Raw genomic sequence first — 12,306 nt, 5'->3', positions numbered from 1 at the left:
CGCCGAACAGGTAGATCTACTCGTTCCGTAATGTGATCACGGGGTTAGTCAATGCTGCTTTAATGGCTTGATAACTAACTGTTAGGAGGGTGATGACCAGTGCAGTTAATCCTGTAAAAGCAAATACGGTCCAGCTAATTGAAATGCGATAAACGTAATTGTCGAGCCATGTTTCCATTAATAGATAGGCTAGAGGAGCGGCAACAAGAAAACCGATCAATGTCAACCAGACATACTCTGTGCATAATAATTTCCATAAGCCAACTTCTGATGCCCCAAGGACCTTGCGGATACCAATTTCTTTTTCGCGTTGTTCGGTTAGGAATGCGACCAAAGCATATAGCCCAAGAGAGGAAATCAGTATGGCAAGCCCTGTAAAAATACTGGTCAGGCTTTTGATCATTTCCATTTGTTCAAATTGCTTCGCATATTCTTTATCTGTAAATGTGTAATCGAAGATGAGATCCGGATCAAAACGATTGAACTGTTGGGCGATTGCTTTCATGGTTTGGCTAATATCTTGCTGATCATTCAATTTGAGGGTTATTTTGTTTTTGGGTAGAAAATCAAGAAAATAAGCAGTAGGTGTAATCGACTTAAACGGTGATTCGGATAAAGTGTTCTGTATAATACCGATAATCGTATAGCTGATTCCTCTTTTAGATAATTGTTTGCTCGTCAAATCTGTAACTCCCATAAATTTGGCGGCTGCTTCATTGATAATTACGGCAGTTGAATCAGTCTTGAAATCTTTGGAGAAATTTCTTCCTTTCAGAAAATTCCATTGTACAGTTTTAGCAAAGTTTTCGTCGATGGTGAAAATTCCCATAATAGCCCCTTCTTTTGTTTCATTCCCCTGCCAATTGAAACCACCGCTCGTCAAAGAGAGGCGATTAATCGGACTCGAAGAAAGGGAGGCATCCTGCACCAAACGCTGATTGATGAGTTCTTTTCTCAGGATATCAAAGTTTTTGACAATTAACTCGCTCCGACTGTTGATGTTGACCAGGTTTGAACTTTTGTAACCAATCGGACGATCTTTTGTATAGCGCAATTGTTTTATGACCAAATAGGTTGCAATCATCAGAAAGATGGAAATCGCAAATTGTACGATAACCATTCCCTTTCTGGCACTGAATCCTCTTTTGCCGATGTTCATCTTTCCTTTAAGCGCAAGGATCGGATTGAAAGAGGATAAGAATAGTGCAGGATATAGTCCGGCGAGAACGCCAATAGCGAGAACTCCCAAAAAGGAATATAAGTAGAATTGAATACGCGTAAATGGAATTTGCAATGTGGTATGAGTGATGGTATTTATCCAAGGGAGAAGCAACATTGCTAATATAACCGCTATCAGAAAAGCACAGCATACAGATAGGATGGATTCAACCAGAAATCCAGCAATCAGTTGCCGGCGATTTACACCAACAGATTTTAGAATACCAATTTCCTTTCCTCTTTTTAAGCTTCGGGCTGTACTGAGATTAATAAAATTTATACTGGCCAACAAGATAATAAATATACTGATCCAGGCAAACATCCACACATATTGAATCTGTCCACCTGCATTTTTACCATTTTTGAATGAATCATAAAGATTCCATTTGGACATGGGGTGCAACAGAATCTCAGGGTTGATATCTGTAAGATTTGTTCTAAAGATGCTGGTTAGCTTTTGTTCGAGTCCCGGAATATTTTGGGGGTTCTCGATCTTGCCATACGTGCTAAAAAAGCAGTTTGACCACTTTTCTTCGATACCCTTATTTTTATGGAGATAATCAACAAAGGGCAGGATATATTCCAGTTCGTGAAATGTATTATTTTCAGGAATGTTTTTAAAAATACCCTGTATCGTATATTGTTCTTTTCCGTTGAGTTGAATAGTCTTCCCGATAACATCGGTAGTCCCCAATAGCCGGTTGGCTAATGATTCCGAAATAATCATGGTGGATGCTGCGGTTGGGGTAGCGATATTTCCCTGTACAGCTTCGAACGAGAATAGTTCCGAAAACTTGCCCATCGCGTAAAATCCTATGGCATTCAATTTTTTTTCACCCATTTTAATGGCAATGCTTTCAGCATCTGTAATCAATGTGACATCTTGGATTTCATCCCTAAAATCAGATTCCATCAACTTTGCTAAAGGGATAGGAGTGGAAGTTCCATCTGTGGATTTTTCATTGTTGAAAGTACCGGTCATCATCAGCTGATGGATCGTATCATAGTTCTTGTAATGCTGATTGAAGGAAAACTGTTTTAAGATCCACAGGCTGCTCACCAAAGCAACCGTAAATCCCAAAGACAAACCGAGAATATTGATTGCCGTATTTAAGGGGCTGCGTTTAAGATTGCGTAAAGCGGTTTTCAAAAATAATTTAATCATGGTGATCTGTATTAGATTCAAAATTAACTGTATACTAATTTCGTCGCCATCCCCGGACCTATTCGTCTCTTAGACTATCTACTGGATTTAATAGCGCGGCTTTAAATGTCTGGAATCCTATAGTGATAAGTGCGACCAGTGTTACTGTTAATATCGCAATCAGGTATGCCCACCAAGGCATCTCAATATGATACACAAAATCATTTAACCAATGACTGAAAAGATAGTAAGCGATCGGTCCAGCAATAAGAAAAGCAAGTAGAATCAGTTTGAGATAATTCGAGGATAGTAAATGAATAATACCCGGAACACTGGCTCCAAGAACTTTTCGGATGCCGATTTCTTTGCTTCGGGCTTCAGTGGTGTAGGCTGCTAAGCCCAATAGACCTAGACAGGCAATAAAAAGTGTCAAGAATGAAAACATACTCATCACATTGGATGACCGGATTTCATTTTCATATTGGCTTTGGACATGTTGATCTAAAAATGAAAAATCGAATGCAGCTTCTGGAGCAACAGCCGTATATATCTTCTTTATTTGTTCGATATATCCTTGAACATCTGTTGTTTTATAACGGATCAATAAGTTGCGTGGTGATTCCGAGGGATCATTCATGCTGTAATAGCTGTAACCTCCGATTTCGGATTTAAGGTTTGTATAATTAAAATCCTGAACAACACCGGTGATGATCGAGTTGGTCGGACTCATCTCGGTGACAATATGTTTTCCAATGGCTTCTTGCGGTGATTTATACCCTAAAAATTTCAGTACTTTCTCGTTGATCAATACATAGCAGGTGGAGTCTGGACGTCCCCAAATGTCCGGTAAATCTGTCCCGGCGAGTAGCTTTAATCCAAGTGTATTTACTGTTTTTCCATAAGTAACACAGCTTAGTGTGGGCAAGCCATGTTTATCTGTAACGAGTTGATACGTTGTTTTTCCGCTTTCATTACTTCCCGGTATTGACTGTGCGAATGTGGTGGACAGCGTATGTGATAAGCTTTGGACCTGTTGATTGAGTGTGCTGAGTTTTTCCAGACTCCGGAAAGAACGGATAGGGATAGAGACCACATGTTCAGGTTGATAGCCCAGGTCTTTATTTCGGATAAAATTCATTTGGGTGAGCATCACAGAGATGCCGATGATCAATATAATCGAAATGGTAAATTGGCATATCACCAATACTTGTCTGATCAGAACTGTTTTCCCCTGTTTGTTATAACCTTTATTCATCAATGTGATCGATTTGATTTTCGATAAGAATAAGGCTGGGTAACTGCCTGCAACAAGCGTAATCATAAACCAGGATAGCGCCAATATCCCTAACATATCCCAGTTCAGCAATTGTCGAATGGTAATGTTCGTACTGCCAATGGTATTAAATAGCGGGATCAAAATAATGGCCAGAACGACACCGATTGTCATCGCAAATAGGCTAATCGTTGCGGTTTCGACAAAAAAGCGGACAATGAGTTGGCCTCGAGTAGCTCCAAGCACCTTATTTACCCCCACCTCTTTAGCATTCTTTTGTGACTTTGCCGTGGCCAGGTTCATGTAATTGATACAGGCAATCGCAATGACGAGAAAAGCAAGGACAGATAGTGTTCGAATGGTGTCAATGTTTCCGATACGTTTGGTAACTCCCTTTCCAAGACTTGATGAGTAGAGATGGACCTTTAATAGTGGTTGTAAGAAAAATTCGGTAAAATATCGGTTGTCTTTTTCGACGTATTTATCAATCAACTTTGTTGCTTCTTGTGCAACAGCAGCTGGATCGGATCCTTTCTTTAGTAATATATACGTTTCATAGCTGGCATTGCTCCAATAGACATTTTGCCCCATCCAGGAATCCATAATATTCATGATCATATTACAATCAAGGGTACTATTTGCAGGAAGATCTTTGAATACACCGGTTACCTGTACGGTATCCCTTTGGTTGACGGAAATGATTTTTCCAAGTGCTTCACTCTTACCAAACAATTTCTCTTTTGTTGATTGAGAAAGGACAATACTTTTTTTATTTAGAAACGCAGTATGAATATTCCCTTCTATAAATTGGAAATCAAAAATGGAGAATAATGTAGAATCGGCAAGGTATAATTGTTTCTCATTAAAATTTTCTTCTCCCGCGCGAATGGAAGCCGTTGCTCCAAAGCCATCTTTTACCAGTCGCACCATATTGTCAACCTGTGTAATATCTGATTTCATTGCAGGCCCCACTGCATTGGGCAGGTTGATCATTTTCTCCCGGTTGTATTCTGCCGACAGCTGCATGTGCAAACGATAGATATTATCGGCTTTTGAATACATCGTATCAAAACTCAGTTCCTGACGAATAAAAGCAAATAGCAGAAGGGACACACAGATACCAATCGCTAACCCGCTAATATTAAGGATACTGAAAAATCGGTTGGCCCGAATACTTCGCCATGCTGTTTTTATGTAGTTCTTGATCATGATTGTACTGTTTGTGTCGTGCTGATATATTAAGTTTGTTCTTGATTATAGATTATATACTATTTATTCGTCTCTTAGGCTATCTACTGGATTGGCTTTAGCGGCTTTAAACGTTTGGAAGCTAACAGTAACCAAAGCGATGAGAACAGCTGAAAATCCGGCAAAAGCAAACATCCACCATTTCGGTTCAATATGGTAGGCGAAATTGTCCAGCCACTTGTTCATTGCTATCCATGATAATGGCGTAGCGATACAGAGCGCGATGACTAATAATCTGATAAAATCGGAAGAAAGCAGTAGCACTAAATTGTATGTGGAAGCACCAAGGACTTTGCGAACCCCGATTTCTTTGGTACGCTGTTGCGCCGTATAGGTCACCAATCCCAGTAAACCCAAACAAGCAATGAAAAGAGCGAGGCTTGAAAAGGCTGTAAAGAGTCTTCTAAAATTAAAATCGGCTTCGTATTGACGGTTAAAATTATCGTCTAAGAAACTATATAGAAAAGGACGGTGAGGGGCGAGTTCAGTCCATAGTTTGCCAATTCGTGCGATAGTTTGTTGATTGACATTTTGTAGATTCACGGCCAAATAACGGCTGCTACTTGGCTCAAGGCGTAATGCTAATGGCTCAATTTTGCGATGCAGGGACAGGTAATTGAAATCTTTTACAACGCCGATGACTGTACCTTCTTTGCCCCATTGTCTAAATTGTTTTCCGATGATATCCTGTGGGTTTGAATAGCCCCATAATTTGGCTGCCGATTCATTGATCACAAGGGAATGGGCGGTATCTGCTGGAAAATCGCGTGAATAAGTCCTTCCTGCTGCCATCTTGATGCCCATATTGGGGATAAAGTCTATATCTACTTCATATAGTGAAGGGGCGAAATTGATCATTTTACCATCTGTCGACATAATCTCTGTCCCTGCATTTGGAAAGAACGCTCCCGGTACGGTGCGTGAAGCTGTCACCGACTGTACATCTTTATCTTTTGCGAGTGTATTTTTAATGGCCTCTAAGTTATTGTTGACTTTTTCGTCAAAATTATAGTCGATGATTAGGCGTTGAGCTTTTTGAAAACCAAGGTCTTGCTGTTGCAGTTGATTCAATTGTGAGAATACAATCACAGTTCCTGCAATCAATGCAATGGAAAGGCAGAATTGAAAGACGACAAGACCCCGACGTAATAATGTCCCGCTTTTACCGTTGCTAAACGTTCCCTTCAGAACTTTAATCGGTTTGAAATTTGCTAGGATCAATGCAGGGTAGCTGGCGGCTAATATTCCGGTTATCAGCGTTACTAAAAGGAAAATCGTCCAGGTCTTGCCGTTAAGAAGGGTTGAATAACCAAACTGTTTACCGGAAAAAGCTTCCATAAAAGGAAGAAATGCAAGGACCAAAGCGATAGCCAATATCCCACTGATAAATACGAGTACCAGCGACTCCGACATAAACTGTAGAATCAGATTGCTTTTATTGGCACCAATGGCTTTTCGGACACCGACTTCCTTGGCCCGTTCCATGGATCTGGAAGTGGCAAGATTCATAAAGTTAACACAGGCAATCAGCAGGATAAATCCGCCGATAATCGCGAAAATGTACAGACTTTGAAAGCTACCTGTTGTTCCGGGTTGGCGATCTGCAGTGGAATGCATATATGCCTGAAGCATGGGCTCGAGATGGAAACTGTATTTTGAATTGGCGTTTACTTGTACCGGGACATTTCGTTTGAGAAAGTCAGGTATCTTCTGATTGAATTTTGTAGGATCAAATTCTTTCGATGTTAAAAAATAGGTGTAAAAATCGACATAGTCCCAACCCTCTTTTTCGAAGACATCAGGTCTTGCTTTCCGAAAGGTACTCATGGATAATAAAGCATCGAAGGTAAAATGTGAGTTGGCCGGAACATCTGCCATCACGGCTGTTACGGTATACAGGCCGGCATCTGCACGACCTGCTGCTAATCCTCCTTCAATGGTTCTGCCAATGGGATTCTGGTCACCGAAATATTTTTTAGCGGTGCTTTCTGTCAATACAACAGAATATGCATTTTTTAACGCTGTATGTGGATTTCCGGCAAGGATTTTCCAGCTGAATACATCGAATGCCGTAGAATCCATGAAAAATACATTTTCTTCCTGGAATCTATTTTCTCCCTGTTTAAGTAAGATCGACGTTTGCCCGGAGAATTGAACGACCTTCTCTATCTCCGGGAAATCAGCTTTCAGGGCATCTCCAATTGGAGCATTCCCCCATATCTGATGCTGTTCTGTGCTACCGACTTCTTTATAGTCATGTACGACGCGGAAAATGCGGTCTTTGTTGACATGATACTTATCGTAGGAGAGTTCATGCTGTACATAAATAACAATTAATAAACAGCAAGCCAAGCCAATGGCGAGGCCTACGATATTTATGGTGGCATAACCTCTATTCTTTAGCATATTGCGCCAGGCTATTTTAATATAATTTTGTATCATGGTTTGCCGTGTTAATTTTATTCGTCTCTTAAGCTATCGACAGGGTTACTCAAAGCCGCACGAATGGCCTGATAGCTGACCGTGGTAATTGCAATCAGAAAGGCCAGCATGCTGCCGAAGATAAAGGTCTGTATATCCAGATCTGTTTTATAGGCAAAATTGCTCAACCATTTATTCATTAAATAGACCGCAATGGGGCAGGCGATCAAAATGGAAATAAAAACGAGTATCACGAAATTTTTGCCCAATAGTCTTACAACACCAAAGATGCTTGCTCCTAGGACCTTACGGATTCCAATTTCTTTTATACGCATTTGAGCTTCGTGAGTTGCCAGCGCAAATAAGCCTAAAGCGGATATAAAAATCGCAATACCTGCAAAAATGTTGAATAGCAGTCCTGTTCGGTGCTCCGACTTATACAGATTGTCAAATTGCTGATCGATAAATGTATAGTTAAAAGGAGTATCGGAAGGGTAACGGTTATAAATCTTGGCCAAAGCTTTAATGGCCTCCGGTGCTTTTGTGGTACTGGTCTTAACATAAAGCGTGCCTGATCCCCAACGTGTCCAGAAGACCATCGGACCTATTTTATCTTTGATTGATTTGAAATGAAAATCTTTTACCACTCCAATAATTTGTCCGGGAAAATCGTGGAAACTCATATTGGATCCCACATATGGTGGATTTAGCCCCATTTGTTTAGCCAATGTTTCGTTAATGATATATCCAGAAGAATCGGCTGGCATACCAGTAAAATTTTTCCCTTCGAGAAATTGTATGTTCATCAATGGAATAAAATCCTTATCAATGGTAGCCTGAGCTACAATCAGTTTATTGTCTTTAGACTTACCGGGCCAATCTATATCCCCAGTGGCATTTCCGAAGTCGGTCATGTTGTAAACACCGGATAAGGAGACAGCCTGTATAGCGTTGTTATTTTTGAGTTCGGTCCGTATTGCATCAATGTGCTTATAGGCTTCTTCTGGAAGGCCCAGGGTGATGACATGATCTCTGTCATAGCCCAGGTTGATCTTTTGGATAAAAGCCAATTGGTTTCGGATTACCAGTGTACATACAATTAACGTCACGGAAAGGGTAAACTGGAAGACCACCAATATTTTACGCATCGTATTGGATGAAACGCCTTTTACTGATTTCCCTTTTATGGATTGAATTGGATTGAATGAGGAAAGCTGAATTGCGGGATATATACTGGACAGCCCGAGTGTTCCTAGAATTGCTGCCCCAATATACAGCCATACTGCGGTATTATGGAAAGAAAAGCTGATTGATTTTTGCGCGATCTGGTTATATCCTGTATGAAGGGTCAGGATCAGGATAAAAGCGATCAATAGCGAGCAAAGAAATACAACAACTGTTTCCGTGATAAATTGTAGGAATAAATGGAGACGATTGGCACCAATAATTTTTCGGATACCTACATCTTTGGCGCGATCCAAAGCTCTTGCGGTGCTTAGATTCACATAGTTTACCGCACCGATTACCAGCAACAATAAGGCTATGATTCCAAAAATCTGCACCATGCGAAGCGTCGATTTATTGCCGTCCGGCGCAATTAAATGCATGGTTTTTAACGGTTCTAAAACAAATATGGTCGAATTTTCACCGTCGCGTGCTTTGGTATAGGAGTTCGTAATGGATTTTCCAATGAGCGTTAAAGAAGCATTAGGCTTAACTTTAACATAAGTTGAAAAGCTATAGTTTCCCAAATCTTCATCGATTGTTTTCCATTTTCCATTACCACCCCAGTTTGTAAATCGCTGTGCATGGTATCCTAATGGAATAACGACATCGAACTGCATGGAGGAGTTTTGGGGGAGATCTTTTAGGATACCGGACACAGTAAAGAGATCTTTTTGGTAACGAAAAGTCTTTCCGATAACCTGCTGACTGCTAAAAAGTTTTTCGGCTGTTGATGCAGTGATAAATGCCTGCTTGTAATTGGCCTGAAAACCTGCAAGAGAGCCTTCTTGCAGTGGAAAATGAAACATGTTGAAAAAATTGCCGTCCACATAATAGATGTTCATATCAGTTACAGGACGTTTCAACTTGTCATTGACCAATGTTGTATTGTAGTCTTGTGAAACACGCGTTGCATAATCAACCTCAGGCACATTTTGTGCATAATTTCCAATAGGACCTGGGGAAGATCCCCATATAGAACCGTTGTGTTCGGGATCTAAATGAGAATTGACCGTGTATATACGTTCATAGTCTGGGTGGAATCTGTCGAAGCTCCGTTCATCCTGTACCCAAAGAATAATTAATATCGAAGCCGTGAGACTGACGGACAACCCTAAGATATTGATAACGGTATAGAACTTCTTTTTCTTTAATTCTCTGATGGCAGTTATTAAATAATTCTTTATCATATGGTTAGGTGTTTGTGGTGTTGATTAATTTTGCTGTGTTCTCTTGCGGTTCGTTCTTCAAAAGCAAGGATTGTGATGGGAACATTGCTGAATCCCATCATTTTCCTTGATCACTATTGAGCTTCTTTACTGTTCTATTCATCTCTTAAACTATCTACAGGATTTGCACGGGCGGCACTAACGGATTGATAGCTCATAGCTAAAAATGCTACGCCAATAGTTACTATCGCTGGAATAATAAACATCCACCAGCTGAGTTCTATTTTAAAGGCAAAGTCGGTTAGCCATTTATCAATCGCCAGCCAGGCAATCGGTGTAGCAATTAGTATCGAGATAACAATTAGTTTGATATAATCTTTTGAGAGCAGTAACACAATTCCACTGACCGTGCTACCCAAAATTTTTCGGATACCGATCTCTTTTGTCCGCTGATGCGTAGTTAATGTCACTAAACCAATCAATCCCAAGCAGCTTAATAAAATGGTAATTGACGTTGATAAATTGATCATTTTATAAAAACGATAGTCTTTCTCATAGAGTTCCTTGATCCTCTCGTCATAAAATTGGTAGGTAAACGGTGCATTTGGATATACGTTTTCCCATTCGGTCTTGATGGATGCAATCGCCTGGTGCCATTTTTTAGGATCTCCATTTAATTTGATATTAATATTCTGCAGCGTGCCCTTGTTGGTTGATATTTGCATAGCAAGAGGCTCTAATGGGGCGTGGAGATTAAAGTTGTGGAAATCGGCCAGTACGCCGACAATTGTCGTTGGACGATCGCTTACGGTAACAATAGTTCCGACTGCTTCGGCTGGGGATTTAAATCCAAACTTGCTAATGGCTTTTTGATTGATCAGTATTCCTGAAGTTGTATCCGAAAGTTTGAGGGCCCGCCCAGCCAGCAGTTTCATTTTAAATACATCTAAATAATTTTCTTCGATATATTTAAAGGGCATATTGACCAAGATCTGACCTGTATCGCTCTGCATTACGATATTATTTCCCCATTGGTCGTTATTCATGGGGAGGTGGCCTAGCGAAACCTGGTCAATTTCAGGATATTTTTGAAGGAGCTCTTTCAACAGAAATGGACTTTTACCTGAATCTTCTGCTTTCCTATAGGGAAGTTTGAGTGTAATAACAGCATCATCCTGAAAACCAACATCGCTATTTAAAGCATGTTGTAGTTGCAAACCCATGATCACTGTCAGGACGACAAAAGCCTGAGCGATGATAAATTGAAAGACAATGAGAATCTTTCTGAACGAAATGCCACCAAACGAAATTTTGTCTGTTGCATGTATTTTGATGGCCTCCACGACATGTACTTTATTGATGAGATAAGCTGGATACAGACTGGAAATCAACGTCAATAGGATAATAAGTCCCAATAGAAAGATAAAGACAGGTAGACTATCTGAATAGGTGTTTATATTTTCCGGAAGATATGAACTAAAGGTAAGTTCAAATATCTTGACAAATGGCCAAGAGAATAATAGCCCAAATAGACAGGTAAAAAAGGTTTCTCTGATAAAGGACAGTGTCAAGTGTCTAGGTTGTTCACCCAATGTTTTCCGAATACCGATTTCCCGAGCCCGGGCAGGAACACGGGCGGTGGTCAGGTTTATATAATTGATACTAGCCAGTATAAGGAGAAATATTGCTATACCTATAAGTCCAAACAGCACCTGTTTGTCACTTCCGTCCAAGATGAATTTATTGAAATGCAAGTCCGTAAGCGGTGCTAATTCATAGCCGGGCGTTATATTGTACTGTTTAAATTCTTCGCCAGCCATCTCCTGAAACTTCTTGGTAGCTAGTTTAATTACTTGCGAAGGCAGCCCATTTTCAGTTAATTTAACATACACATGGAAATTTGAACTTGAATTCTGCCAATTTTCTGCTTCTTTAGGATCAGGGTTTACACGGATAAATTCTTTATTGACAAAACTGCTCGGATAGTCTAAGTCGGCAACAACCCCGGTTACCGTAAGAAGCTGATCATCGTATAGTATTGTTTTGCCAAGAAGGGATTTTATATCTGCATCGGGGAAATATTGTTTTGCGCGGGAGGCCGTCAGGATAATTTCATTGTTGTTTTTGAGCGCGGTATTCGGATTACCAACGATCCATTTGTAGGGCACAAGCTTAAAATAGTCCGTAGTGGCCGCAACAATTTTGTCCTGCGCATTGAATTCCAATGTTTCGTTGTTGGAACGCTTTACCTTAATGCTTTCAAATGATTTATTAGCGATAGGTACAACCAATTCCAATCCGGTCAGATCTTTCTTTAAGTTAGCACCTAAATAAGCACCAAGAGGGTAGGGTGTCCCATCAAAACGATGGATATTTTCTCCTTCCTTAAATGCCGAGTAAATTTTATAAATACGTTCCTTGTCGGGATGATTCTGGTTAAAACTGAATTCGTAGTTGACAATTCGAAATACAATCCAGCTTGCGCTGATCCCGATCGCTAGACCGATGATATTAAGGAATGTAAACAGACGGTTACGTCCCCATTGTCTCAGAATTAATTTTAAATCTTTCATCGTTTTATACTTTAAACTCGTTTAACAGCTCTTGGT

5 protein-coding genes are annotated in these 12,306 nt (G+C 40.2%); all 5 read right to left on the bottom strand.

The window, feature by feature from the left end; all coding sequences use genetic code 11:
• Positions 1 to 16: 16 nt before the first annotated feature.
• Positions 17 to 2,383, bottom strand: a complete 2,367-nt coding sequence (locus HX021_RS11140) for an FtsX-like permease family protein (RefSeq protein ID WP_286590393.1) — start codon at positions 2,381 to 2,383, stop codon at positions 17 to 19.
• Positions 2,384 to 2,441: 58 nt separating this feature from the next.
• Positions 2,442 to 4,844, bottom strand: coding sequence for an ABC transporter permease (locus HX021_RS11135; RefSeq protein WP_286590392.1), 2,403 nt, complete (start codon positions 4,842 to 4,844; stop codon positions 2,442 to 2,444).
• A 63-nt stretch (positions 4,845 to 4,907) separates the two neighbouring features.
• A complete protein-coding gene (locus HX021_RS11130) occupies positions 4,908 to 7,289 on the bottom strand; it encodes an ABC transporter permease (RefSeq protein WP_286590391.1) in 2,382 nt (793 codons plus the stop codon).
• Between the two features lie 53 nt (positions 7,290 to 7,342).
• Positions 7,343 to 9,718, bottom strand: coding sequence for an ABC transporter permease (locus tag HX021_RS11125; RefSeq protein WP_286590390.1), 2,376 nt, complete (start codon positions 9,716 to 9,718; stop codon positions 7,343 to 7,345).
• A gap of 134 nt (positions 9,719 to 9,852) precedes the next feature.
• The gene (locus HX021_RS11120) at positions 9,853 to 12,270 is read right to left on the bottom strand and encodes an ABC transporter permease (RefSeq protein WP_286590389.1); all 2,418 of its coding nucleotides are present in this window, start codon (positions 12,268 to 12,270) and stop codon (positions 9,853 to 9,855) included.
• Positions 12,271 to 12,306 lie beyond the last annotated feature (36 nt).

This window comes from Sphingobacterium sp. N143 (genome assembly GCF_030325625.1).
In the GTDB taxonomy this organism is placed as follows: domain Bacteria; phylum Bacteroidota; class Bacteroidia; order Sphingobacteriales; family Sphingobacteriaceae; genus Sphingobacterium.
The sequence above is the reverse complement of the archived record's forward strand: the minus strand, read 5'-3'. Positions and strand labels throughout refer to the sequence as shown.

What these genes read in the sequence shown, in the direction of transcription:
- HX021_RS11140 (WP_286590393.1), bottom strand. Translation starts at nt 2,383, where the DNA reads ATGATTAAATTATTTTTGAAAACCGCTTTACGCAATCTTAAACGCAGC.
- HX021_RS11135 (WP_286590392.1), bottom strand. Translation starts at nt 4,844, where the DNA reads ATGATCAAGAACTACATAAAAACAGCATGGCGAAGTATTCGGGCCAAC.
- HX021_RS11130 (WP_286590391.1), bottom strand. Translation starts at nt 7,289, where the DNA reads ATGCTAAAGAATAGAGGTTATGCCACCATAAATATCGTAGGCCTCGCC.
- HX021_RS11125 (WP_286590390.1), bottom strand. Translation starts at nt 9,718, where the DNA reads ATGATAAAGAATTATTTAATAACTGCCATCAGAGAATTAAAGAAAAAG.
- HX021_RS11120 (WP_286590389.1), bottom strand. Translation starts at nt 12,270, where the DNA reads ATGAAAGATTTAAAATTAATTCTGAGACAATGGGGACGTAACCGTCTG.